Consider the following 25,553-nt stretch of genomic DNA (forward strand, 5'->3'; position numbering starts at 1 on the left):
CGATCACCTCTCCCGCACCGTCGCGACCACGGTGACGTTGTCGTAGCCGCCGCGATCGTTGGCGAGTTCCACGAGGCGCGCCGGCAGCGTGTCCAGCCCGGCGGGGTCGCGGGCGGCCTCCGCCAGTTCGGCGGCCGTGACCAGGTTCGTGAGGCCGTCCGTGCACAGGATGAGGATGTCCCCGACCTCCCACGTGGCGACCCGCGTGTCGATGCGGACCTCGCCCGGCGCGCCGAGGGCGCTGGTCAGGAGGTTGCGCTGCGGGTGGTGCATCGCCTGCTCCTCCGTCAGCCGCCCGGCCCGGACAAGTTCGCCCACCACCGAGTGGTCCTCCGTCAGCACCTCGATCTCGCCGTCCTTGCCCACCCGGTACGCGCGGCTGTCGCCGACGTGCACGATGGCCACCTCCGGCCCGGCCACCACCGCAGCGGTGAGGGTCGTCCCCATGCCGGCGTACGCCGGATTGGCCTGCTGGGCCGCCACGATGCCGGCGTGCGCGGCCAGCGCCGCCTCCCGCAGGCCGGCCGCGGCGTCCGGGGCCCCCGCCCAGGCGGCCTGGGCGGCCGCGACGTGCTCGTGCAGGATCTGCACGGCCAGGCTGCTGGCCACCTCGCCGGCGGCGTGCCCGCCCATGCCGTCCGCGACGGCCAGGAGCGCCCACCCCTCTTGGGGGCGGAGCTCCTCCACCACGTACGCGTCCTGGTTGCCGGACCGCATCCGGCCCACGTCCGTCGCTGCCACCACCCGCACACACGGCCCTCCCTGGCGGCGGTCAGGCGGGCGCCGGAGCCCCCGGCCCGCCCGGCGTCTGCCCGAGCCGGGCAGCCGGCTGCCGGGCCCGGTTCCGGAGCTGACCGCACGCCGCATCGATCTCCCCGCCCATCTCCCGGCGCACCGTCGTCGCGATGCCGCGTGCCTCCAGCGCCCGGGCGAACCGGGCCACCCGGGCCCGACCGGGCCGGCGGTACTGCGGGCGCTCGGTCACGGGGTTGAACGGGATGAGGTTCACGTGTGCCAGGCTGCCCCGCAAGAGCCCCGCCAGGCGCCCGGCGTGCTCCTCCCCGTCGTTGACGCCCTCGATGAGCAGGTACTCGTAGGTCACCCGGCGCCCCGTCCCGGCGGCGTACTCCCGGGCAGCCGCCAGCACCTCGGCCAGCGGGTAGATCCGCGTGATCGGCATGAGCCGCGCCCGCAACTCGTCGTCGGGGGCGTGGAGAGACACCGCCAGGGTGACCGGCAGCCCCTCCCCGGCGAGCCGCCGCATCGCGGGGACCAGGCCGGCGGTCGAGATCGTGATGTGCCGGTAGCCGATGCCGGGGCCGTCCGGGTCGTGGAGCAACCGGATGGCCTTCAGCACGTTGTCGTAGTTCTCCAGGGGTTCGCCCGAGCCCATCAGGACCACGTGGCCGATCCGCTCGCCTGCCGGTACCTCCCGGCTCATGACCAGCAACTGATCGACGATCTCCCCGGCCGTGAGGTTCCGCACCAGGCCCCCCAGGGTGGAGGCGCAGAAGGTGCAGCCCATCCGGCAGCCGACCTGGGAGGAGAGGCACACGGACCAGCCGTAGTCGTGGCGCATCAGCACCGACTCGACCACGTTGCCGTCCGCCAGCAGGCGAAAGAGGAACTTCGTCGTGCGAGTGGCGGGGCTGTGCTGCCGCCGCTCCTCGACCAGGCAGCCGGGGTGCGCGACCGCTTCCAGCCGGGACCGGAGGTCCCGCGGCAGGTCCGTCATCTCGGCGAAGCTGCGGGCTGCCCGGCCGTACAGCCACCGGAAGAGCTGCCGCGCACGGTAGCGGGGCTCGCCCAGCGTTTCAACGAACGCCTCGAGCGCCTCGCGACTCAGTCCCACGAGGGCGCGCCGCCCGCCCACGGGGAGCTCGACGGGCGCCCTGTCCGGGGACAGCTCTCTGAGCTCGCGGACCACGGGATCCCCCCTTCCGCTGCCGGGAACCGACCTAGTTCCGTTCGCCCCGTCCCGCCTCATTCCCTCTCGCCAGCGTCATCCACTCCGCCGGCGCAGGCGGGCGATGAAGAACCCGTCCGTGCCGTGGCGGTGTGGAAGGAGCTGGATGCGGCCTTCCCGGACCCCCGGCTCGCCAGCCAGGCCGGCAGGCAGGTAGGGCGTCAGGTCCTCCGGGACCAGGTCCGGGTGGCGCCGGACCAGGGCCTCCACCCGCTCCTCGTTCTCCTCCGGGGTGATCGTGCAGGTGCTGTAGACCAGCACCCCGCCGGGACGCAGCGCGCCCCAGGCGGATTCGAGGATCTCGTCCTGGAGCGTGGCCAGCGCCGGGATGTCGGCCTCCTGCTTGCGCCAGCGGGCGTCCGGCCGGCGGTGGAGGGTGCCGAGGCCCGAGCACGGCAGGTCGCACAGCACGGCGTCGGCCCGCCCGGCGAAGAGCCGGCCGACCGAACGGGCGTCCGCGCACACGGTCTCGATCGACCGCAGCCCGAGCCGGCGGGCGTTCTCCTCGACGAGCTCCAGCCTTTGCGGGTGGAGGTCGATCGCAAGCACCCGCCCCCGGTCGCCCATCCGCTCGGCCAGGTGGGCGGCCTTGCCGCCCGGGGCCGCGGCCACGTCCAGCACCAGGTCGCCGGGGCGGGGGTCCACCACGGGCGCCACCAGCATGGAGGACTCGTCCTGGACGGAGAAGAGGCCCTCCCGGAAGGACGCCAGCTCCTTCAGGCTGCCCGTGCTCGCCACCCCCGACAGGACCAGGCCGTCCGGCGACCAGCGCGTCGGGTGGGCCTCCACCCCTTCCCGGGCGAGGCGCTGCCGCAGCGCGTCCCGGTCGGTACGGAGGCGGTTCACCCGCACCGTGAGCGGCGGGGTCTGGCCGAGCGCCTCCAGGAGGGCCTGAGCCTCATCGAACCCGTAGCGCGCCAGCCACCGCTCGACCAGCCAACGCGGCTGCGAGGTGAGGAGGGCGAGGTGCTGGACGGGGTCGGCGGCCGCATCGGGCAGCCGCAGCTCGGGCAGGCGCCGCAGGAGCCCGCGCAGGACGCCGCTCACGAAGCGCGCCACGCCCTCGTGGCCGTGCCGCCGCGCCAGCTCCACCGCCGCGTGGGTCGTCGCCCACTCGGGGATGCGGTCGAGGTACAGATACTCGTACACGGCCATCCGGAGGATGTTGCGGACCTGCGGGGTCATGTGCGCCAGCGGCCGGGTGGAGACCTGCTCGAGGTACCAGTCCAGGGTCTGCCGCCGCCGGATCACCCCGTAGGCGAGCTCCGTGGCCAGGGCGCGGTCCCGGGGGTCGAGGGCGCGGCGGCGGAGGACCTCGCCGAGCGCGAGGGAGGCGTAGGCCCCACCGGCGTCCACACGCCGGAGCACCTCCAGGGCCGCCTCCCGCGCCGCGCCGGCCGTACCCGCCAGCGCCCTCACCCCCCTGCCCCGCCCAAGGAAAAGGGTGTGGCCCCGCCACACCCGCCGATCGCCCTCGTACGCCGGGCACCCGCGGCGCCCCGGCCGTCAGTCGTCGTCGCGCATCATGCCGCGGATGAACAGGAGACGCAGCAGCTGGGAGACCGCCATGGCCGCCGACGCCACGTAGGTCATCGCCGCCGCCCACAGCACCGCCCGGGCGCCCCGCAGCTCCTCCCCCTGCAGGTAGCCGTGGCCCTCGAGGATGGCCAGGGCCCGCCCGGAGGCGTTGAACTCGACCGGCAGAGTGATGAGGTAGAACCCGACCGCCAGGCCGAACAGCAAGATGCCGAGGTCCATCAGCATGCCGCCGAGGGCGCTGCGCGGGAAGAACAGCCCGAGCATGAACAGCACCGGACCGCCCATGCTGCCGAGGTTCGCCAGCGGCACGAAGAAGTTCCGGGCCGTCAGCGGGATGTAGCCCATGTCGTGCTGGATGGCGTGCCCGGCCTCGTGCGCCGCGACCCCGATCGCGGACACCGAGTTGCTGTAGTAGACGCTCTCCGAAAGGCGAAGCGTGCGGGTGCGCGGGTCGTAGTGGTCCGTGAGGTGGCCCGGCGTCGGCTCCACCACCACATCGGTGAGGCCGGCGTCGGCCAGGATGGCCTCGGCGACCTGCGCGCCCGTCAGGCCCCGCAGGGTGCGCCGCCGCCCCCATTCGGCGAACGTCGACTGCACGCGGGCCTGCGCCCACAGGACGAGCGCCAGCGCGGGCAGCACCAAGATGTAGGTCCAGTCGAAGAAGAATCCCGGCATGAACATACGGCTTGCGTCCCTCCTCGTACGAGCCAGGGCCGCAGACGGGTTCAGCGTCCTTTCGTCGCGATCCTATTCTAACAACCCGGCCGGCCCGCAGCAATCGCGGCCACGCCCCGGGGCCCCTCACGGGACCGCATCGGAGCTTGCCCGACTTCAATGATCACCCGGGCCGGGCGCCGGGTTCGCGCCGCCCGGCGGGACGCCGAGGCGGTCCCCCACCCGCAGGCGGTGACCGGCGGCGTAAGATGCGCCGCTCATGCGCCGGCGGCCCTCCGGCTGCACCTCCACGAGCGCCACGGCGCCCTCCCCGCAGGCGACGACGGGCGCCCCGCCGCGGGGGACCGCCACCAAGGTGCCCGGCTCGGCCGCGGGCGCCCCGGGAACCACCTCGACAACCCACACCTTCAGGATCCCCGTCGGGGTCTCGGTGTACGCTCCGGGCCACGGGGAAAGCCCGCGCACGCGGTCGCGCACCCGTCCCGCCGGTTCACTCCAGTCGATCCGCTCGTCCTCCCGGGTGAGCCGGGGCGCGTACGTGGCGCGGGCGTGGTCCTGGGGAATGCGCGGCGCCCGGCCTTCCTCCACCAGCCGGAGTGCCTCCACGGCCAGCTCCGCCCCGAGCGCGGCGAGCCGGTCGTGAAGCGTGCCGGCCGTGTCCTGGGGCAGGATCGGGACGCTCCGCCAGATCAGCATGTCCCCGGTGTCCATGCCCTCGTCCATCCACATGATGGTGACCCCGGTCTCGGTCTCTCCGTTCATCACCGCGCGGTGGATCGGCGCCGCCCCGCGGTACCGGGGGAGCAGGGAGGCATGGACGTTGAGGCTGCCGAGGCGGGGGAGGGCGAGCACCTCGGCGGGCAGGATCTGGCCGAAGGCCGCGGTCAGGATCACGTCCGGCGCCAGTTCCCGGAGCCGGGCCACCACCTCCGGCCGGCGGACCCGGCGGGGCTGCAGGACCGGGATCCCCAGCCGCTCCGCCAGGACCTTGACGGGGGGCGGGGTGAGGCGCCCGCCGCGGCCGGCGGGGCGGTCCGGCTGGGTGACGGCCGCCACGACCGGGTGGCCGGCCCGGTGGACGGCCTCCAGGACCGGGCAGGCGAAGTCCGGGGTGCCCATGAAGAGGACGCGCAGCACTAGCCGTCCTCCCCGCTCCGGACGGCCGCCGGGTCCGACTCGGCGTCGCTCCCGCCCTCCGCCTTCTCCTGGGCTTCCGCCGGCGGGACCTCCCGCACGTTCGTCGCCTTGTCGATGTACAGGACGCCGTCGAGGTGGTCGATCTCGTGCTGGAGGCAGCGGGCCCAGAGCCCCTCGGCCTCGATCCACACCCGCCGGCCCTCGGGCGTGAGGGCGGTGACCTTCACCCGGGCCGCGCGCTCCACCTCGCCCACGTACCCGGGGATGGACAGGCACCCCTCGGTGCCGACCTCCGCCCCCTCGGCCTCGAGGATCTCGGGGTTGATGAGCTTGAGCAGGCCGTGCGGCTCCCCGCAGTCCGCCACGATGACCCGCTTGAGCACGCCGACCTGTGGGCCGGCCAGGCCCACGCCGGGCGCTGCGTACATGGTCTCCGCCATGTCGTCGAGGAGGCGCCGGAGGGCCGGGCCGATCTTCTGGACCGGCCGGGCCTTGCGCCGCAGGATGGGGTCCGGGTGCAGTACGATGGGCAGGACGGCCATGTACTCGCCTTCCTTTCTGCAGCTCCGAGCTCTCGGCCTCAGAGCATCGAGTAGGGCCCGACGTCGACGGTGAGCCGCACCTCCCGGCCGCGCCGCCAGCGCGAGGGCGGACCGCCCAGGGCGGCGCGCACGGCCCGCACCAGACCGTCCCGGTCGGGCCCCTTCAACACCACATGATAGCGGTAGAGTCCCCGCAAGAGCGCGAGGGGCGCCGGCACGGGGCCCAGAATCTCGGCCGGCGCGGCGGCGGCCTCCGCCTCGAGCAGCCGAGTCGCGGCATCGGCGCTCGCCGCCACTTCCGCCTCCGCGGGGCCGGCGAAGACCAGGCGGACGAACTCGGCGAACGGCGGGTATCCCATCAGCCGCCGCCAGGCCGCCTCCTGCTCGAAGAAGCTATCGTAGTCGTGGGCAGCGGCGGTGCGGACGGCGAAGTGGTCCGGCTGGTACGTCTGGACCACCACGCGCCCGGGGCGATCCCCCCGCCCGGCACGGCCCGCCACCTGGGCGATGAGCTGGAAGGTGCGCTCCGCCGCCCGGAAGTCGGGCAGGCGCAACGTGGTGTCGGCCAGCACCACGCCGACCAGGGTGACCCCCGGCAGGTCCAGCCCCTTGGTGACCATCTGGGTGCCCACCAGCACGTCGGCCCGGCCCTGCGCCAGCGCGCCGAGGATGCGGGCGTGGCTGCCCCTGCGGCGGGTGGTGTCCACGTCGAGCCGGACCACGCGCGCCCGGGGGAAGAGCCGGGCGAGTTCCGCCTCCACCCGCTCGGTCCCGCTGCCCAGGAGCCGGATCGAGGGGGACCCGCACCGGGGGCAGGCCGAGGGAGGAGGCTGGCGGTGGCCGCAGTAGTGGCACGCCATGTAGGCCCCGGTACGGGCCGGACGGTGCAGGGTGAGCGCCACGGAGCAGCGGGGGCACGTCACCGCCTCGCCGCAGGCCCGGCACAGGGCGAACGTGTGAAAGCCCCGGCGGTTCAGGAACAGGATGGCCTGTTCCCCCCGTGCCAGCGCATCGCCCAGCGCCTCCTCGAGCCGCCGGCTGAAGAGGCCCGCCCGTCCGGACCGCAGCTCGGCCCGCATGTCCACGATCTCCACGGGCGGCAGCGGGCGCCCGCGCACCCGCTCCGGCAGGCGGACCAGGGCCACCCGCCCCTCCCGGGCCCGCCAGAACGTCTCCAGGGCCGGGGTGGCACTTCCCAGGAGCACGAGCGCCCCCTCGCGCCGGGCCCGCTCCTCCGCCACCTCGCGGGCGTGGTAGCGGGGCACCTCGTCCTGCTTGTAGGTCGCCTCGTGCTCCTCGTCCACCACGATGAGCCCGAGGCGCTCGAACGGGGCGAACACCGCGGAGCGGGCGCCGACGGCGATGTCGACCTCGCCGCGCCGGATCCGCAGCCACTCGTCGAAGCGCTCGCCCGGGGACAGGGCCGAGTGCAGCACGGCCACGCGGCCGGTGAAGCGGGCCCGGAAGCGGGCCACCGTCTGCGGCGTCAGGGCGATCTCGGGTACCAGGACGATGGCCTGCCGCCCGGCCGCCACGACCCGGGCGATGGCCTCCAGGTAGACCTCCGTCTTCCCCGAGCCGGTCACCCCGTGAAGGAGCACCGGCTGGCGGGGCGGGGGAGCGGCCAGGGCCTCCTCCACCTTCGCCACCGCTGCCGCCTGCGCCGGGGTGAGGGCGGGCGGCGAGGCCGGCTCCGTCTCCACCGCGCCCTCCGGGCCCAGCGGGTCCCGCCGCACGGGGAGGTCCACCCGCCGGACGAGCCCGCCCCGCACGAGGGCCGCGGCAGCCCCCCGGGCGTCGCCCCCGACGGTGCGCTCGAGCGCCTCGAGCGGCACCGGCCCGCCGGCCCCGAGGAGCGTCCGCAGGACCGCCGCCTGGCGGGGAGCCCGGCTCCCGAGCCGCGCGGCCGCCTCTGCGGCTGCTTCCGCCCCGACGGCCAGCGCGAGCGCGGCGCGGCGGCGCGGCCGCACCTCCCCGCGGCGTGCGCCGGCGGGAATGAGGAGGCGCAGGGCCGCCGCCAGCGGGCACAGGTACCGGCCGGCCACCCAGCGGGCCAGGTCGAGCAGGGCGGGAGGCACCGGCGGGAGGCCGGTCACGATCTCCCCGAGGGGCCGAACCTCCACCCCGGGCGGAGCCGCCGGCGCCGGCTCCACGTAGCAGCCCAGGATCTGCCGGCGCCCGAAGGGTACGGAAACCCAGGCCCCCGGCGCCAGCCGGCCACGGAGCGGGTCGGGGACCGAATAGGTGAAGAGGCGGTCCGCCCCGGCCGCGGCCAGGTCGACGGCCACCCGGGCGTACCGGGGCGCGCCCTCCGGCCCGCCCCCCGCCGCGGTCGGCTCAGCCATGCTCCGGATCCCTCCGGCCGAGGAGCGCTGCCACGCGGTCCAGGATCGCCGCGGCCAGCGCGTCCTTCGACATGAGGGGGAGGTCCTCCTGGCGGCCGTCCCGGTGCACGAGCACGGCCCGGTTCGTGTCCACCGCGAACCCGGCGTCCGGCTGGGTCACGTCGTTGGCCACGATGAGGTCGAGGTTCTTCTCCTCCAGCTTGCGGCGGGCATACTCGGCCAGATCCGCGGTCTCCGCCGCGAAGCCCACCAGCACCTGACCCGGGCGCTTCTGCCGGCCCAGGTCGGCGAGGATGTCCGGGTTCCGGACGAGCTCCAGCACGAGGCGGTCCTCGCCCTTCTTGATCTTGTGCGGCTGGAACACCGCAGGCCGGTAGTCCGCCACCGCGGCGGCGCCGATCGCCACGTCGAGCCACCCGGCGCGGGCCAGCACCGCCGCGTGCATGTCCCGGGCGCTTTCCACGTGGACGACCTCGACCCCCTCCGGATCGGGAAGGTTCCCCGGACCCGCCACCAGGACCACCTGCGCCCCGCGGCGGGCCGCCTCCCGCGCCAGCGCGTAGCCCATCTTCCCGGTCGAACGGTTGGACAGGAACCGCACCGGATCGAGCGCTTCCCGGGTCGCCCCCGCCGTCACGAGGACGCGACGGCCCGCCAGGGTCGGGTCCACGGCTCCCCCGCCCGCCCCGGCGGCGCGGTGCGCGCACACCAGGCGGACGGCCTCGGCGAGGATCGCCTCCGGCTCGGGCAGCCGGCCCGTGCCCCGCAGCCCGGAGGCCAGGTACCCCGTCTCGGGCGCCATCACGTGGTAGCCGATCTCCTCGAGCCGCCGGAGGTTCGCCTGGGTGAGCGGGTGCCGGTACATGTGCTCTTCCATCGAGGGGCAGACGAGCACGGGGCACGCCACCCCGAGGGCGGCGGCGGTCACCGGATCGCCCGCCATCCCGGTCGCCAGCCGGGCCACCGTGTTCGCGGTCGCCGGCGCGACGATGAGGAGGTCGGCGCGGCGGGCCAGGATCACGTGATCGACGTGACCGTGGCGCTGCTCGGCCAGCAGGTCCGTCTGCACCGGGTTGCCCGACAGCGCCTGGAAGGTGAGCGGCGAGACCAGCCGGGTCGCCGCCGGGGTCATGAGCACGTGGACGGTCGCCCCCGCCTGCACGAGGCGGGAGCAGAGGGCTGCCGCCTTGTAGGCGGCGATGCCCCCGCTCACGCCCAGGAGCACGGTCTTCCCACGCAGCACGCCCCTCACCTCGATGGGCCCGAGGATGGTGGAAAGGGGGCGCCGGCGGCGCCCCCCGGTCACTTGATGCCTTCCTTCGTGCGCTCGTACAGGAGCCGGCCGGACGCCAGCTCCTCGAGGGCGATGCTGACCGGCTTGTTGGACCGGCTGTCCACCTGCGGCGGCTTGCCGTTCATGAGCTCGCGGGCCCGCTTGGCGGCGGCCACGACCAGGGTGTACTTGGAGTCGACCTTCTCGATGAGCGTGTCGATGGACGGCTTGATCACGGTTCGATGACCCCCTTCTCCAGCAGGGTGCGGATGAGCTCCCGCCCCCGGCGGCCGACGCGGCACTTCTCGGCCACGATGATCGCCCGGAGCTGGGAGACGGCATGCTCGAGGTCGTCGTTGACGAGGACGTAGTCGTACTCGAGCCCCTGGGCGATCCAGCGGGGTGCCTCCGCCAGGCGGCGCCGGATCGCCTCCTCGGTCTCGCTGGCCCGCCGGCGCATCCGGACCTCCAGCTCCGCCATGGACGGCGGGAGGACGAACACCGACAGCGCGTCCGGGTACTGGCGCCGCACGGCCGTCGCGCCGGCGATGTCGATGTCCAGGATGATGTCCTCCCCCCGGGCCAGCGCCTCCTCCACCGGTTTACGCGGGGTGCCGTAGTAGTTGCCGTAGACCTCGGCCCACTCGAGGAGGTCCCCCGCCTGGACCCGGCGCTCGAACTCCTCCCGGGTGACGAAAAAATACTCGACCCCGTCCCGCTCACCGGGACGAGGGGGACGGGTGGTCACGGAGACCGAGAACCGGACTCCGGAGCCCTGCCGGAGGAGCGCCCTGCAAATGGCGCCCTTCCCGACCGCCGAGGGTCCGGTCACGATGATGAGCAAACCCCGGCCAGCTCGCAAGTGCCTACGCTCCTCCGGATGCCCCGGCTATTCCTCACCGGCCTCCTCCGGCGGTGCCTCCCGGCTCGTCAGGCGGTGGGCGACCGTCTCCGGCTGTACCGCCGACAGGATCACGTGGTCCGAGTCGGTGATGACCACGGCACGGGTCCGCCGGCCGTAGGTGGCGTCGATGAGGACGCCCTTGTCCCGGGCCTCCGTGATGATGCGCTTGATCGGCGCCGACTCCGGGCTGACGATGGCCACGATCCGGTTGGCGGACACGATGTTGCCGAAGCCGATGTTCACCAGCTTGATCTCGGGCACCCCGAGGTCCTCCCTTGCTCGCCCACGGTCCCCTGCCCGTACCCAGGCGGGGGCGCTTCCGCTGCTCACTCGATGTTCTGCACCTGCTCGCGGATCTTCTCCAGTTCGGTGCGAACGGCCAGCACGCGGCCGGCGATGGCCAGATCCTGCGCCTTGGCGCCCAGTGTTCCGATCTCCCGGCCCATCTCCTGCACCAGGAAGTCCATCTGCCGCCCCACCGGCTCGGACCTCGGGCCCCCCACGCCCGCCAGCAGCCGGCGGAACTGGTCCAGGTGGCTCCGGAGCCGCACGATCTCCTCCGTGATGTCGGCACGCTCGGCGAAGAGGGCGACCTCCTGCGCCAGCCGGGCCGGGTCGACCAGACCCGGTGCCCCGAGTTGCCCGAGGCGCTGCTCGAGGCGCCTGCGGTACTCCTCCACCACGGCGGGCGCCCGACCGGCGATCTCGCCCACGGCCTCCTCGATGCGGCCCAGCCGCTCCCCGAGGTCAGCCGCCAGCGCCGCACCCTCCCGCTCCCGCATGGCGACCAGGGCGGAGACTGCGGCCCGCAGCGCCTCGCTCAGTGTGCCCCACACCAGATCCTTCGGAATGTCGGGCTGGTCAACGATCAGGACGTCCGGCAGTCTCAACAGAATGTCTGCGGTTAGCTCCAGTTTCCTTCCGATGACGTCCGATAGCTCTCTCAGCGCACTATCATACGCGAGCGCCAGTTCCCTGTCAACCAAGATCCGGGGGCGGGCCGCCCCAGCCGGGCGCCAGTCGACGGCCACCTCGACCCGGCCCCGGCGGACCTCCTCCTGGATCAGCCGGCGGGCGTCGTCCTCCAGGGCCACGAGGGGTCGCGGCAGCCGCAGCACGATCTCGGCGTAGCGGTGGTTCACCGCCCGCAGCTCGGCCGTGAAGCGCCCGGCCGGGCCCTCCGCCTCGCCGCGGCCGTACCCCGTCATGCTCCGCAACCGCCGCTCCCTCCTCAGCCGATGCGAACCTGGGCGGTCATACGGTCCAGCGCCTCCTGCAGGCGCTCGTCCGGGAGGCAGAGGGACAGCCGGACGTAGCCCTCGCCGCCGGGCCCGTATCCGATCCCCGGCGTTACCACCACCCCGGCCTTCTCCAGCAGAAGGGTGGCGAAGCTCGTCGACGTGTGCCCCGCCGGCACCGGCACCCAGAGGTAGAAGGTCCCCCTAGGCGCCTCCACGTCGAGCCCCATCCGGCGCAGGGCCTGCACCGCCATGTCGCGGCGGCGGGCGTAGACCGCGTTCATCCGGCGGATGAACGCCTCCGCCTCCGGTGACTCCAGCGCGGCGGCCGCGGCCATCTGGATGGCGGTGAACTGGCCGGAGTCCAGGTTCGTCTTCACGATCCCCAGCGCCCGGTACAGGGCATCCGCATTCCCGACCGCGGCCGCGATGCGCCACCCGGTCATGTTGAACGGCTTGGAAAGGGACCAGAACTCGACGGTCACGTCCCGGGCGCCGGGGACCTCGAGGGCGCTCGGGGCCACAAAGCCGTCGAAGGTCATCTCCGAGTAGGCGTTGTCGCTCACCAGGAGGATGTCGTGCTGCCGGCAGAAGGCCACGGCCTCTTCGTAGAAGGCGCGGTCGGCCACCGCGCCCGTCGGGTTGTTGGGATAGTTCACGAAGAGCAGCTTGGCCCGGCGGGCCACGTCCGTCGGGATGGCCCCCAGGTCCGGCAGGAAGCCGCGCTCCCGCCGGAGCGGCATCACGTACGGTTCACCGCCGGCCAGCCGGGTCTGCGTGAGGTACACGGGGTAGGCCGGGTCCGGCACCAGCACGACGTCGCCGGGGTCCACGTAGGCCCAGATGAGGTGCGCGAGGCCCTCCTTCGAGCCGATGAGGGCCAGGACCTCCCGGTCGGGGTCGATCTCGACCCCGAACCGGCGGCGGTAGAAAGACGCCACGGCGCGGCGGAAGGCCGGGTGCCCCTCGTAGTCGGGGTAGCGGTGCCAGCGGGGATCCCGGATCTCCTGCGCCATCCGCTCGACCACGAAGTCGGGGGTGGGCAGGTCCGGGTCGCCGATGCCGAGGGAGATCACGTCCACCCCTCGCGCCGCCACCTCACGGCGCTTGCGGTCGATCTCGGCGAACAGGTAGGGCGGGACGGACTCGATCCGTCGGGCAGGCCTGGGCACGTTCCCTCGCCTCCTCAGCTCCGGGCGGCGGCCTCTCGCCGCCAGTCCCGCGTGAACTCGCCGCGGCAGACCTCGTTGGCGGGGCCGGTCTGGTAGACGTGTCCGTCCTCCGCCCACTCCACGCGCAGGGTCCCGCCGGGAAGGTGCACGTCCGCGGTGCGCCCGGACCGCCCCGTCAGGCTGGCGGCGACGAGCGCGGCGCAGGCGCCGGTCCCGCAGGCCAGCGTGATCCCGCTTCCCCGCTCCCAGGTGCGCATCCGCAGCTCGCCCGGCCCCTCGGGGCGGACGAAGTGCACGTTCGTGCGCTGGGGAAACAGGGGATGGTGCTCCAGAGCGGGCCCCACGTGCGCCAGGTCGATCCGGTCCAGGTCCGCGTCGGTGAAGATCACGATGTGGGGGTTGCCCATGGAGACCGCCGCGAACGTGAACGACTCGCCGGCCGCTTCCACCGTCTCGGCGAGGACCGGCCCGCGCTCGGGTCCGGTCAGCGGGATCTCGGTGCTCCGCAGGCGGGGCGGGCCCATGTCCACCCGGACTCCCTGCACCCGGCCGGCCTCGTCCAGGACGATCTCGGGGACCACCGGGCCGGCCAGCGTCTGCACGCGGATCCGGGTCTTGCGCACGAGCCCGCGTTCGAAGGCCAGCCGGGCGAACGAGCGCATGCCGTTGCCGCACATCTCGCCCTCGCTCCCGTCGGCGTTGAACATGCGGAAGCGGAGGTCGAAGCCCGGCTCGGTGGGAGGGAGGATGACGATGAGGCCGTCGGCGCCGACACCGAAGTGCCGGTCGCTGACGGCCCGGGCGAGAACTGGGAACTCCTCCTCGGGAAGGCGCTCGGCGAAGTTGTCAATGAAGATGTAGTCGTTCCCGAGCCCTTCCATCTTGGTGAAGCGAACCAATCCCCCCGAACCCCCTCGGTCAAGCCTCCTGGAGCCCGTCGAACACGACCATTATAGAGCGGCGCCTCCCGCACCGTCAAAACCGGCCCCGCTCGGATCGCCTCGCGCATGGTTGCGGGAGGAGACCGGGCTAGCCGGCCTGACGGCGCAGGATGTCCAGGACCTGGGGGTCGATCCGCCCCATCGCCGTCAGATCCCGCTCCTCGAAGTTCTCGCGCCCGATCCAGCGCTCGAGCGCCTGCCGCACCTCTTCACGACCGGCGGCCGCCGTGTCGAGGAAGCCGAGCCTGGCCAGGTGGCCGGCGATCTCGTTCCACAGGGCGTCGTCGAGGACCACGGCGGTCTCCGGGTCGGCCTTCTCGAAGTAGAGCCGCCAGAGGCCCAGGAGGCGCTCGAGTTCGGCGAAGGGATCGGGGTGGTCGTCCACCCGCAGGTCGATCAGCCGGTCGTTGAACCCTCCGTACCCGCCCTTCTCCTTGACCACCAGCAGGGCGGCCGACTGCTTGCCCCGGGTGTCGCCGCCCTCCCGCTGGCCGGCCTTGAGCGCCTCCAGGAGTCGGACGGAGAGGGGGCCGGCCGTCGACAGGAAGGTCTCGGCCATGGCCTCCACCACGCGGGGTCCGGCCAGGATGTTGCCCTGGCAGGCGAAGCCGTCGCCGGTCACGCTGCCGGCCCACGGCATGCACTTCGCGCCGGTGAAGCTGGCGGCCCGGCCCTGCGCGTCGACGATGCCGACCTGGCGCAGGTCCCGGTCGGGGTCTTCGGCGACGAGCCGGTCCAGCACCTCCTGGGCCGACAGCCCGCCGGCCAGGAGCTCGAGGCCCTTCGGCCCGTAGGTGGTGTTGGCGAAGGACTGGGTCGCGATCGCGCCGACCCCGGCCCGGGCCCATGGCACCACCGCGCCCACCGCGAGGAACCGGGACTGCACCGCGACTCCCCACTCGCCCGCCACGGGGTCCCGGGCAACGATGGAGAACGTGGCAACCGGCGGATCGGCATGAGTGCTGCGCACGAGACATTCCTCCCTAGCGATCCTTCAGCCGGGGGTCCAGGGCGTCCCGGAGACCGTCACCTGCCAGGTTCAGCGCCAGCACCACGAGGAAGATGGCCATGCCGGGCAGGAGCGACAGATGCGGGGCCGTGCGGATGTACTTGCGGCCGTCGCTCAGCATGACCCCCCACTCGGCGGTGGGAGGCTGGGCACCCAGGCCCAGGAAACTCATCCCGGCCGCCGCCGTGATCATCCAGCCCACGTCGAGCGTGGCGGCCACGATGATCGGGGAGAGGACGTTTGGCAGGATGTGGCGGACCAGGATGCGCCAGTCGGGGGCCCCCAGGGCGTGCTGGGCCTCGATGAACTCCCGGTCCCTGAGCGCCAGCACCTGACCGCGCGCGATCCGGGCGTAGTACGGGATGCCCGTGATGGCGACGGCCAGCATGGCGTTCGTGAGGCCAGGCCCCAGGGCGGCGATGATGGCGATGGCGAGGAGCACGTACGGGAACGCCATCAGGATGTCGACACCCCGCATCGCCACGGCGTCGAACGGCCCGCGGTAGTAGCCGGCCAGGACCCCGATGATCACCCCGACCACCATCGCCTCCAGGGTGGCGAGGAAACCGACTCCGACGGAGAGGCGAGTCCCCCACAGAAGGCGACTCAGGACGTCGCGGCCGAGTTCGTCGGTGCCGAGGAGGTGCCCGGGCGTTCCGGGGGGCCGCAGGCGCAGGGTCAGGTCGACGTCCCGGGTCGGGTGGTACGGGGCGATCCAGGGAGCCAGGAGGCCGAGGAGCACCACGACCACGAGAAAGGCGAGTCCGGCCACGGCGAACCGGTCGCGCCTCAGCCGCCTCCAGACCGTCCTCCAGCCGCCTCCCCCCGGCATGGGCGCACGTCCGGGTTCCGGCGGCGACGGCGCGGAACCGGCCAAGTCAGCAAGATGGGGCTCTGCGCTCACTCCGGTTCCCCCTCTAGCCGTACCGGATACGCGGGTCCACGACCGCATAGAGCAGGTCGACTACGAGGTTGACGAGCACGTAGGAGGACGCCACCAGGAGGACGGCCCCCTGGACTAGCGGAAAGTCCCGCGCCTGGATGCCGTTGACCATGAGGAGGCCGATGCCCGGCCAGGAGAAGACCATCTCCACCATCACAGCGCCGCTCAGGAGGTATCCGACCTGCATCCCGACGACCGTGATGACCGGGATGAGCGCGTTGCGAAGGGCGTGCCGGTAGATGACGGCGCGCTCGGGCAGGCCCTTGGCCCGGGCGGTCGTGATGAACTCCTGGCGGATTACCTCCACGAGGCTGGAGCGGGTCATCCGGCCGATCACGGCCGCCGCGCCGGTCGCCAGGGTGAGAGAGGGAAGGACCATGTGGGCCAGAGTGTCCAGCACCCCGGTGGTGTTCGGGGAGTTCATCCCGGAGACGGGGAGGATGGGCCACCGCAATCCGAAAAGGATCTGGAGCACGATCCCGAGCCAGAACACGGGGAGGCAGAAGCCCACGAGGGCCAGCAGCATCCCGGCGCGATCGGCCAGGCTGTACTGGCGTGTGGCGGAGACGACCCCGGCGGCCAGTCCGAGAACCACCGCCAGGACCGTGCTGCCCACCGTGAGGAGCGCCGTGGCCCCGAAGCGCTGCAGGACCAGAGGCAGCACCTCACGCTTGAGCTGCAGGGAGCGCCCCCAGTTCCCGGCCAACACGTTCCCGAGCCACCGGAGGTACTGGACGACCAGCGGCTGGTCGAGGCCCAGCTCGTGGCGAAGCCGGGCGAGGGATTCTTCAGTGGCCTTTGGACCCAGGATGATCTGGGCCGGGTCGCCGGGGGCCAGGTGCATGATGAGGAACACCAGCACCGTGACCCCCAGCAGGACCGGGACGAGCGCGGCGAGACGCCTCAGGGCGTACCGGACGAGCGGGCTCAAGGCTGGATGTCCACCGTCTCGAACCGGAATACGCCGGTCGGATGCAGCTGGAAGCCCTTGATCGACTTCTTGTACGCTACGATCTGGGTCTCGTGGTCCACCCAGATCCAGGGGGCGTCCGCCACGAGAAGCTTCAGCGCCTCCTCGTACAGGGGCTGGCGCTCCGCCTGGGTGCGCAGCCGCTGGGCCTGCTTCAGGAGTTGGTCGGCCTTCGGGTTCGAGTAGTAACCCAGGTTGAAACCGTTCGGGGGGGCCTGGTCGCTTGCGAGGAGGTAGTGGAGGAAGTTGTCCGGGTCGCCGTTGTCACCGATCCACGACATCTCGAACATCTCGGGCAGCGAGGACTTGTCGCCCATCACCTTGTCGAGGTAAGTGCCCCACTCGAAGGTCTGGATCCGGGTCTGGATGCCCACAGCCTGGAGGTCCGCCTGGATGGCCGTCGCCATCTCCCTGGGCTGCTGCATACCGGAGCCCGACTCCGGTACCCAGAATTCGGCGGAGAAACCGTTCGGATAACCCGCTTCCGCCAGCAGCTGCTTTGCCTTCTCCGGGTCGTACGGGTATTGCGGCACGTCCTTCGTGTAACCCCACACCACCGGCGGCAGCGGACCTGTGGCAAGGACGCCGGTACTACGCAAGAGCTGCTCCACGATAGCCTTGCGGTTGACCGCGTAGTTCACGGCCTGCCGGACCTTCGGATTGTCGAAAGGAGGCTTGGTGGCGTTGAGCACCACGTACCAGACGTGCATCCCCGGCTGCTCCTGGACCTCGTACTGCGGGTTCTGCTTCAGCCGGGCGAGGTCCTCCGGCGGGATGCCCACGATGAAGTCGAGCTGGCCAGCTTCGAACTCGGTGAGCCGGGCCTGGTCCTCGATCACGGGCCGGTAGATGACCTGGTCGATCTTCGGAGCACCCTTCCAGTACTCCGGGTTCTTCTCCAGGACGACCTCGACGCCCGGCGTCCAGCGCACGAAGCGGAACGGGCCCGTCCCAACCGGGTGCTTGGTGAAGTCCTTGCCGTACTTCTTCACGGCCTCCGGACTCACGATGCTGGCCGCGTGGATCGCGAGGTTGGAAAGGAAGGGAGCATACGGTTCCTTGAGTTCAATCTCTACTGTATATGGATCCTTGATACGGACCTCTTTTACCTTTCCAAAAGTAAAATCAGCGTAGGCGAACTCACCCGTGTTGTGATAAGGATGATTCGGATCGATCTGCCGCTCGATCGAGAACTTCACGGCATCGGCGTTGAACTCCGTCCCGTCGTGGAACTTCACGCCCTTGCGCAGGTGGAAGGTGTACACCAGGCCGTCCTGGGAGATGTCCCACGACTCGGCGAGGCCGGGCTCCAGCTCCGTGCTGCCGTCCTTGAACCGGACGAGCCGGTCGAACATCCCGTCGGCGGCGCGGCTCGAGTTGTAGTCGGATATCTGGGCAGGGTCCAGGTTCGTCGGTTCCGCCTGCAGCCCCACGACGATGGTCTTGCCGGTCGCCTTCTGGCCCGCCTCGGTCGTCGACCCCGCCCCCTGTCCGGGCTTCGTCTCCGCGCCCTGGGAAGCCGGCCGCGTGCACCCGGCCAGGGATCCCAGCAGCAGGGCGGAGGCCAGGACGATGCCAATTGCTCTGCGCACTGCCATCCCCCTCGATCTTGTGCTTTATATTTACGAGTTTTGATAGCAGCCCCCGCCGCTTTTCATTCATTCTACCTGCGCGTCCGGAGCAAAGGCAACCGCCCCACTGATACACCGCCCCAATGATACAGCGCAGCAGAGGGACCCCCGTACCACAGGCCCGCTCCAGGGCGGCGGAGCAGGCGCCGGCAGCGGCATCGTACGAGATCCATCACCGCGTCGAAGACGTCGGCAGATACGGAATCCCCCGCACCGGCGCCAGCGCGCGCAGGACGAGCAGGGCCTGCGGAGCGCCGGCCACCGCTGCCACCACGGCCCAGTCCCGCAGGGCCAGCGGGGCGGTCTCCATGACCACCGCCAGGGGTGGCCAGTAGACGGAGGCCAGGAGGAGCAGGAGGGACGATGCCACCGCCGCGACCAGCCAGGGGTTGGAGTACCACCCCACCTCCCAGATGCTGCGGGTCTCCGACCGGCAGTCGAACACGTGCACGAGCTGGGCCAGCACCAGCCCGGTGAAGGCGAGCGTGCGGGCCCGGGTCACGTCCCCGGTCCGCAGGCCCCACACGAAGAGGCCGAGCGTGCTCAGACCGATCACGAGCCCCCGGGTGAGGATTCGCCGCCCCAGGCCGCGGGCGAAGACGCCCTCGTCGGGGGGCCGGGGCGGGCGCCGCATGACGTCCGGGTCGGGGGGATCGACCCCGAGGGCGAGGGCGGGGAGACCGTCCGTGACGAGGTTCACCCACAGGATCTGGATCGGCAGGAGCGGCAGCGGCAGGCGGCTCACGGCGGCGAGGAACATCGTCAGGACCTCGCCGGTGTTGCAGGACAGGAGGTAGCGGATGAACTTGCGGATGTTGTCGTAGATCCCGCGTCCCTCCTCCACCGCGGCCACGATGGTCGCGTAGTTGTCGTCCGCCAGCACCAGCTGGGACGCCTCCCGGGTGACGTCGGTCCCCGAGAGCCCCATGGCGATGCCGATGTCGGCCTCCTTGACCGCCGGCGCGTCGTTCACGCCGTCGCCGGTCATGGCAACGACCTCCCCGCGGGCGCGGAAGGCCCGGACGATCCGGAGCTTGTGGGCGGGGGACACCCGGGCGAAGACGCGCACACGGCCGGCCGCCTCCTCCAGCTCGCGGTCCGTCAGGCGATCCAGGTCGCTGCCGGTGAGGACCGGGTCGCCTGCCCGGGCGATGCCGAGCTCGCAGGCGACCGCCCGAGCGGTCGCCGGGTGGTCGCCGGTGATCATCACCGTCCGGATGCCCGCCCGGCTGGCCGCCGCCACGGCCCGCCGGACCTCGGGCCGCGGCGGGTCGATCATGCCCACCAGGCCGGCGAAGGTGAGATCCTCCTCGAGCGCGTCGGCCGCCTCCCCGAGCGCGTCGGGCTGGCGCGCGAGCTGCGGGGGCACCTGCCGCAGCGCCACCGCCAGGACGCGCAGCGCCTGCGCGGCGAGACGGTCGGCGGTGGCGGCCACCACCCGCCGGTCGGACTCCGCGAGCGGCCGCTCCCGCCCGTCGGCCCCCAGGATGCGGGTGCACCGGGCCAGCACCGTGTCCGGCGCCCCCTTGAGGTACAGGGAGAGGTCCCCGCCCGCCCGGTCCCGCACGACCACCGACATCCGCCGGCGCTCCGGGGTGAACGGCGCCTCGGCCAGGGTCTCCCACGCCGCCCGCAGCCGCGCCGGGTCCCGACCGGCCTTGGCGGCGGCCACGAGGAGCGCGCCCTCGGTCGGGTCACCCTGGATCGACCATCCCCGGCGCCCGTCCCGCCCGGGGCGGCCCCGGCCCCCGGCACGCGGCGGCAGGAGGACCGCGTTCGTGCACAGCGCCCCGCCGGCGAGCGTGCGCAGGAGGGCGGGGTGGCCCTCCGGGTCGGCCCGCCGGCCCTCCAGGAGGAACTCCCCCTCCGGGCGGTATCCGTCGCCGGTGACCTCGTACAGCCGCCCGCCCGCCCACACGGCCCGGACCATCATCTCGTTCCGGGTCAGCGTCCCGGTCTTGTCGGACAGGATGGCGGTGGCGCAGCCGAGCGTCTCGACGGCCTGGAGCCGCCGCACGATGGCGCGCCGCCGGATCATCCGCTGCACGCCCACCGCCAGGGCCACGGTGACGATGGCCGGCAGCCCCTCCGGGATCGCGGCCACGGCGAGGGAGACCCCGGTGAGGAACATCCGGGCGAAGGGCTCCCCGCGCAGGGCCCCCGCCAGGACCACGACCGAGCACAGCGCCACGCTCACGGCGACGAGCCACCGCCCGAGCTGGGCCAGGCGGCGCTGGAGCGGGGTCGGCCCCTCCTCCGCCTCCTGGATGAGTCCGGCGATGCGGCCCACCTCGGTCTCCATCCCGGTGGCGACCACGACGGCGTCCCCCCGCCCCCGGGTGACGACCGTCCCCATGTAGACCATGTTCCGGCGGTCCCCCAGCGGAGTCTCCGCCGGCCCCCGCCAGCGGGCGTCCTTGGCGACGGGGACGGACTCGCCGGTCAGGGCCGCCTCGGTCACGGCCAGCGCGTGCGCCCGCAGGAGGCGCGCGTCCGCCGGGACGCGGTCACCGGCCTCGAGCACCAGCACGTCGCCAGGCACCACCTCCGCCGCGGGCACCGGCTGCACGCGGCCGTCGCGCCGAACCCGGGCGACGGGGGCCGCCAGCTGCCGGAGCGCGGCCAGCGCCTCCTCGGCCCGGTACTCCTGGGCGAAGCCGAGGAGGGCGTTCAGGACCACGATGGCGATGATCGTGTACGCGTCCGCCCGCTCCCCCATGGCCCAGGAGACGCCCGCCGCCACCAGCAGCACGAGGACCATGAAGTCCTGGAACTGGGCGAGAAGCAGGTGCCACCACGGGTCCGGCGGTCTCTCCCGCAGGACGTTCGGGCCGGCGACCCCGAGCCGGCGCCGGGCCTCCCCGCTATCCAGGCCCTCGCCGTCACGGACCCCCAGGACCGCCAGGACCTCGGCGGTTTCCATCGCATGCCAGGCGCGCCCGGACAAAGACCTCCCTCCCCGGGGCCCGGAGCCCCCGGGAGAAGGTGTACGCGCCCGGCCAGGGAAAAAGACTGGCCCGCCCGCCGCTCAGCGGACGGGCGGGCGGCGACCGGACCACCCGGCTGCCGCCTCGTAGGCGGCGCCGATCCGGAGCACCGTGGGCTCGTCGAAGACCCGGCCGACGATCTGCAGGCCCACCGGCAAGCCGCCCTCCGTGAACCCGCACGGGACCGACAGCGCGGGCTGGCCGGTGACCGAGAAGGGCGCGGTGAAGCGGATGAGCGCCTCCGCCACGGGTTCCTGCTCTCCGCCGGCGTACGTCCAGATTCCCTGCCCGATGGGCGCGGCGGGGATCGGCAGGGTCGGCGTGAGGAGGGCGTCCACCCGGGCCATGACCTGCGCGACCTCGCGGGCCAGTTCGCCCCGGAGCCGCTGGGCGGTCAGGTAGTCCCGGGCGAGGAGGAACTGGCCCAGCTCGAGGCGCGCCCGGACGTCGGGGCCGTACGCCTCGCCCCGGGCGGCCAGGAGCGGCGCGTGGAAGGCACCCGCCTCGCCAAGGGTGATGATTCGGTTCACGAACATCATCACGTCCGCCGGGGGCAACTGCACCGGCACCACCACCGCGCCCAGGTCCGCCAGGACGGCCAGGGCGGCCTCGAAGGCCTTGCGCACCCCGCCGTCGACCCGGTCCTCCAGCCAGGCCTGCGGCACCCCCAGCGTGAGGCCCTTGAGGCGTGCCGACCCGCCCGCCTCGGCCGCGACCCGGTAGTCGGGGACCGGCGCGGGGGAGGCCTGCGGGTCCAGGGGGTCAGGCCCGGCGAGCACCTGCAGGGCCAGCGCGGCGTCGGCCACGCACCGGCAGAGCGGCCCGGCGTGGTCCAGGGACCAGCTGAGCGGCAGGATTCCCCTCGCCGGCACCCGGCCGTACGAGGGCTTGAGCCCCACCACCCCGCAGGCGGCCGCCGGGATGCGGATCGATCCGCCCGTGTCGGTGCCGAGCGCCAGGGGCACGAGGCCGGCGGCCACGGCCGACCCGGACCCGCCGCTGGAGCCGCCGGGGATCCGCGCGGGATCCCACGGATTGCGCGTCGGGCCGTGGTAGGGGGAATCCGTGGTCGGGCCGAAGGCGAACTCGTGGGTCGCCGTCTTCCCGACCAGCGCCCCGCCGGCCGCCTCCAGACGCCGGACGGCGACGGCGTCCGCGGCGGAGGTGTACCCCTCGAGGGCGGCGGACCCGGCCCGGGTCGGCAGCCCGGCCACCTCGTACACGTCCTTCACGGCGACGGGAACCCCCGCCAGAGGGCCGGGGTCCTCGCCCCGCAGGAGGGCCTCCTCGGCACGGCGGGCCGTGGCCAGCGCCCGCTCCCGGGTGACCAGCACGAAGGCGTTCAGGGTCGGGTCCAGGGCGTCGATCCGGTCGAGAGCGGCCTGCACCAGCTCGACCGGCGACACCTCCCGGCGCCTCACGGCGGCCGCCAGGCGACTGACCCCCTGTTCCAGAAGGTCCGCATGCGGCCCGGGTCCCGACGGGAGGCGCGGGGGCGACGCCGTCTCCACGCCTGTCCTCCCGCTGGTGCCCCCGTACCCGCTCCCGCCCCGCCCCGCGCGCGCCATGCCGGCCCACACGGGCTCGCCCGGCAGCGGCGGGCCATGGTAGGCCGGGTGGTCGGGCACGAAGGCGAAGGCCGGCGGCAGGGTCCACAGCCGCTCCTCGGCGACCGCCCGGATGCGGCGCAGCAGCGCCTCGAGCCGGGCGGCCGTCTCGCGGGCCAGTTCCCGGTCCAGGTCCTGGCGCCCGAGCACGTCCCGGGCCAGTTGCAGGATCAGGTCATCGGTCATCGTGCGGCACGCCCCCTCGATCACCGCAGGGAACGTTCCTTGCGGCGCACCCGCCCTCCTCCGGCAACAGTTCACAAATCGCCGGCCATGCCCCGTCAGGCCGGCTGGAGGCGGGGCAGGCGGGCGAGGGCGGACCGCATCCGCCGCAGGGCCTCCTCGATGTTCGCCATCGAGGTCGCGTAGGACAGGCGCAGGTACCCCTCGCCGGACGGGCCGAAGGCCGTCCCCGCGAGCACCGCGACCCCGGCCTCGTCCAGGAGATAGCGGGCGAGCTCCCGGGAGGGCATGCCGAAGGCCCGGACGTTCGGGAACACGTAGAACGCCCCGCCGGGCACGCGGCAGGTCACCCCGGGGATGTCGTTCAGCCCGGCCACGATGGCGTCGCGGCGCCGCCGGAACTCCTCGCGCATCCGCTCCACGCTGTCCTGAGGGCCGGTCAGGGCAGCGATTCCCGCCCACTGCACGAAGGCCGCGGTGCATGAGACCGAGTTGATCACGAGCCGCGTCACGGCCTCGGCAAGATGAACCGGCATGACCCCCCAGCCCAGGCGCCAGCCCGTCATGGCGTATGTCTTGGAGAAGCCGTCGAGGAGCACCGTCTGGTCCTTCATCCCCGGCTCCGACAGGATCGACGGGACCGGTCCGCCGTAAGACAGGCGGCTGTATATCTCGTCGGAGAGGACCCAGACGGGCCGGCCCCGAACCATGTCGGCAATGGCCCGGACGTCCTCCGCCGACAGGGCACCGCCGGTCGGGTTGCCGGGCGAGTTCAGGATCACCAGCCGGGTGCGGGGGCTCAGCCGTGCCCGCAGCTCCTCGACGTCGAAGCGGAAGTCCCGCTCCTCCCGGAGCGGAATCGGCACGGGCACCCCGCCCACGTAGCGGACACAGGACTCGTAGATGGGAAAGCCCGGGTCGGGGTAGATGACCTCGTCCCCCGGGTTGACGGTGGCCAGGATCGTGTAGAAGATGATGGGTTTCCCACCGGGGGTCACGACCACCTCCGCCGGGTCGACGGGAACGCCGCGCGTGTGGCGGACGTAGGCGGCGATGGCCTCTCGCAGCTCCCGGATCCCCGGCGAGGGGACGTAGTGGGTGTGCCCGGCCTCCAGGGCTTCCGCCGCGGCACGGCGCACGTGCGGCGGGGTGTCGAAGTCGGGCTCGCCGATCTCCATGTGGACGATCGACCGGCCCTGCGCCTCCAGCTCCCGGGCGCGGGCCAGTACCTCGAACGCGCTTTCGGTACCCAGACGTGTCAGGCTCTCCGCCAGCGGCAGCGCGGTCACGCCGTCCTCTCCTCCGCTTCGTCAGGCTGGGGAGCGGATTCGACGCCGGTACGGCCGGTCCTCCCGCAGGCGAACGCCACGCGCGGGCGCGGGCGTTCGGCGCGTTCTCCCTCTGGCGCCACGGGCCTCCGGTTGACGCGCGCGTCGATTCGGTGGTACCGTCGCGGTGAAATCTCCGACCGCAACGGAACATAAGCGACGTCCAGGTCTCCTTACCGGCTCCAGCCGTGACACCACACCCGTCAGGCCCTGTCCGCCAGAGGGAGGACGGCCGCTCCCCGCATGATTCGACTGAAAAGACTTGCCGACGAGCCGGTCCTGACGCCGGACCCGTCCCGCCCGTGGGAGCGGGCCGCGGTCTTCAACCCGGCGGTCGTTCACGAGAACGGGACCTTTCACCTCCTGTACCGGGCGTGCGACAGACCCTTCCACCTGGACACCCCGGTGCCGCAACACCGCTTCACGTCCGTGATCGGACACGCGACCAGCCGTGACGGGATCCACTTCGAGCGGGACCCGCTGCCGGTCTTCACGGGTCAGGGGCCCCAGGAGGCCTGGGGGGTGGAGGACCCCCGCATCACCCGGCTCGGTGCGGAGTACATCATGCTCTACACGGCGTTCGGCGGGCGGTCCTGGGACGACGTGCGGATCGCCATGGCCCGATCTCGGGACCTTGTCCACTGGGAGGACCGCCGGATCGTCCTGGACGAGCCCAACAAGAACGCCGCCCTGTTCCCGGAGCGCGTCGGCGGGCGTTACGCCCTCCTCCACCGGCGGCATCCGGACATCTGGATCGCCTGGTCGGAGGACCTCCGGACCTGGACCGACCACCAGGTGGTCATGCGCCCGAGGGAGGGCGCCTGGGACTGCCGGAAGATCGGCGCCGCCGGTCCGCCCATCCGCACCGCGGACGGCTGGCTCCTCTTCTACCACGGGGTGGACGAACGCCGCACGTACCGCCTCGGGGTGGCCCTGCTCGACCCCGACGATCCGTCCCGGGTGCTGGCCCGGCAGGCGGAGCCGGTCCTGGAGCCCGAGCGGGACTGGGAGCTGCAGGGCCTCGTGCCGGGAGTGGTGTTCAGCTGCGGGGCAGCCGACGTCGGCGACTCGTACTATGTGTACTACGGGGCCGCCGACACGGTGATCGGCGTGGCCGTGCTCCCCAAGGCTGACGTTCGGTTCTAGCCGACGAGAAAGGAGGA

22 protein-coding genes are annotated in these 25,553 nt (G+C 72.9%); 1 reads left to right on the top strand and 21 read right to left on the bottom strand.

Translation table 11 applies throughout. The features are described from left to right. Positions 1-3: 3 nt before the first annotated feature. The 21 genes from caldi_RS08540 to caldi_RS08640 form a co-directional block, all read right to left on the bottom strand. Complete coding sequence (locus caldi_RS08540) at positions 4-750, bottom strand: Stp1/IreP family PP2C-type Ser/Thr phosphatase (protein ID WP_264844661.1); 747 nt, start codon at positions 748-750, stop codon at positions 4-6. Positions 751-772: 22 nt separating this feature from the next. Further along, positions 773-1,927, bottom strand: a complete 1,155-nt coding sequence (gene rlmN, locus caldi_RS08545; RefSeq protein WP_264844662.1) for a 23S rRNA (adenine(2503)-C(2))-methyltransferase RlmN — start codon at positions 1,925-1,927, stop codon at positions 773-775. A gap of 75 nt (positions 1,928-2,002) precedes the next feature. Continuing rightward, on the bottom strand, positions 2,003-3,385 hold the full coding sequence (gene rsmB, locus caldi_RS08550) for a 16S rRNA (cytosine(967)-C(5))-methyltransferase RsmB (protein ID WP_264844663.1): 1,383 nt from the start codon (positions 3,383-3,385) through the stop codon (positions 2,003-2,005). 87 nt (positions 3,386-3,472) lie between these two features. Further along, positions 3,473-4,186, bottom strand: a complete 714-nt coding sequence (locus caldi_RS08555; protein WP_319951811.1) for a zinc metallopeptidase — start codon at positions 4,184-4,186, stop codon at positions 3,473-3,475. A gap of 150 nt (positions 4,187-4,336) precedes the next feature. Continuing rightward, a complete protein-coding gene (fmt, locus tag caldi_RS08560; RefSeq protein ID WP_264844664.1) occupies positions 4,337-5,317 on the bottom strand; it encodes a methionyl-tRNA formyltransferase in 981 nt (326 codons plus the stop codon). After that, the gene (gene def, locus caldi_RS08565; protein WP_264844665.1) at positions 5,317-5,859 is read right to left on the bottom strand and encodes a peptide deformylase; all 543 of its coding nucleotides are present in this window, start codon (positions 5,857-5,859) and stop codon (positions 5,317-5,319) included. The genes fmt and def overlap by 1 nt, the downstream gene beginning before the upstream one ends. Before the next feature lie 38 nt (positions 5,860-5,897). Next, complete coding sequence (priA, locus tag caldi_RS08570; protein WP_264844666.1) at positions 5,898-8,204, bottom strand: replication restart helicase PriA; 2,307 nt, start codon at positions 8,202-8,204, stop codon at positions 5,898-5,900. Beyond that, entirely contained in the window at positions 8,197-9,510 is a 1,314-nt protein-coding gene (coaBC, locus tag caldi_RS08575; RefSeq protein ID WP_319951812.1) for a bifunctional phosphopantothenoylcysteine decarboxylase/phosphopantothenate--cysteine ligase CoaBC, read from the bottom strand. The genes priA and coaBC overlap by 8 nt, the downstream gene beginning before the upstream one ends. Then, entirely contained in the window at positions 9,507-9,713 is a 207-nt protein-coding gene (gene rpoZ, locus caldi_RS08580) for a DNA-directed RNA polymerase subunit omega (RefSeq protein ID WP_264844667.1), read from the bottom strand. Before rpoZ ends, coaBC begins: the two co-directional genes overlap by 4 nt. Further along, positions 9,710-10,339, bottom strand: coding sequence for a guanylate kinase (gene gmk / locus caldi_RS08585; protein WP_264844668.1), 630 nt, complete (start codon positions 10,337-10,339; stop codon positions 9,710-9,712). Before gmk ends, rpoZ begins: the two co-directional genes overlap by 4 nt. A 27-nt stretch (positions 10,340-10,366) precedes the next feature. Next, entirely contained in the window at positions 10,367-10,642 is a 276-nt protein-coding gene (remA, locus tag caldi_RS08590) for an extracellular matrix/biofilm regulator RemA (RefSeq protein WP_264844669.1), read from the bottom strand. Between the two features lie 65 nt (positions 10,643-10,707). Continuing rightward, positions 10,708-11,589 carry a YicC/YloC family endoribonuclease gene (locus caldi_RS08595; protein ID WP_264844764.1) on the bottom strand — a complete coding sequence of 294 codons (882 nt, stop codon included), beginning with the start codon at positions 11,587-11,589 and terminating at the stop codon, positions 10,708-10,710. 23 nt (positions 11,590-11,612) lie between these two features. Continuing rightward, positions 11,613-12,791, bottom strand: coding sequence for an LL-diaminopimelate aminotransferase (locus caldi_RS08600; protein ID WP_264844670.1), 1,179 nt, complete (start codon positions 12,789-12,791; stop codon positions 11,613-11,615). A gap of 14 nt (positions 12,792-12,805) precedes the next feature. Continuing rightward, complete coding sequence (dapF, locus tag caldi_RS08605) at positions 12,806-13,690, bottom strand: diaminopimelate epimerase (protein ID WP_264844671.1); 885 nt, start codon at positions 13,688-13,690, stop codon at positions 12,806-12,808. Positions 13,691-13,820: 130 nt separating this feature from the next. Continuing rightward, complete coding sequence (locus tag caldi_RS08610) at positions 13,821-14,702, bottom strand: DUF1028 domain-containing protein (RefSeq protein WP_264844672.1); 882 nt, start codon at positions 14,700-14,702, stop codon at positions 13,821-13,823. Positions 14,703-14,715: 13 nt separating this feature from the next. Further along, positions 14,716-15,573, bottom strand: coding sequence for an ABC transporter permease (locus tag caldi_RS08615; RefSeq protein ID WP_264844673.1), 858 nt, complete (start codon positions 15,571-15,573; stop codon positions 14,716-14,718). Positions 15,574-15,658: 85 nt separating this feature from the next. Next, on the bottom strand, positions 15,659-16,615 hold the full coding sequence (locus caldi_RS08620) for an ABC transporter permease (protein ID WP_264844674.1): 957 nt from the start codon (positions 16,613-16,615) through the stop codon (positions 15,659-15,661). Then, the gene (locus tag caldi_RS08625; RefSeq protein WP_264844675.1) at positions 16,612-18,252 is read right to left on the bottom strand and encodes an ABC transporter substrate-binding protein; all 1,641 of its coding nucleotides are present in this window, start codon (positions 18,250-18,252) and stop codon (positions 16,612-16,614) included. The genes caldi_RS08620 and caldi_RS08625 overlap by 4 nt, the downstream gene beginning before the upstream one ends. A gap of 205 nt (positions 18,253-18,457) precedes the next feature. Beyond that, positions 18,458-21,232, bottom strand: a complete 2,775-nt coding sequence (locus caldi_RS08630; RefSeq protein WP_319951813.1) for a cation-translocating P-type ATPase — start codon at positions 21,230-21,232, stop codon at positions 18,458-18,460. Between the two features lie 81 nt (positions 21,233-21,313). Next, positions 21,314-23,065: an amidase gene (locus tag caldi_RS08635; RefSeq protein WP_264844676.1), complete on the bottom strand. Its 1,752-nt coding sequence runs from the start codon at positions 23,063-23,065 to the stop codon at positions 21,314-21,316. A gap of 95 nt (positions 23,066-23,160) precedes the next feature. After that, the gene (locus caldi_RS08640; RefSeq protein WP_319951814.1) at positions 23,161-24,351 is read right to left on the bottom strand and encodes a pyridoxal phosphate-dependent aminotransferase; all 1,191 of its coding nucleotides are present in this window, start codon (positions 24,349-24,351) and stop codon (positions 23,161-23,163) included. Between the two features lie 282 nt (positions 24,352-24,633). Between caldi_RS08640 and caldi_RS08645 the strand changes: the two genes are divergently transcribed. Further along, positions 24,634-25,536, top strand: a complete 903-nt coding sequence (locus tag caldi_RS08645) for a glycoside hydrolase family 130 protein (protein WP_264844677.1) — start codon at positions 24,634-24,636, stop codon at positions 25,534-25,536. The last annotated feature ends 17 nt before the right edge of the window (positions 25,537-25,553 follow it).

Origin of the sequence: Caldinitratiruptor microaerophilus, assembly GCF_025999835.1 — a bacterium.
Lineage (GTDB): Bacteria > Bacillota > Sulfobacillia > Symbiobacteriales > ZC4RG38 > Caldinitratiruptor > Caldinitratiruptor microaerophilus.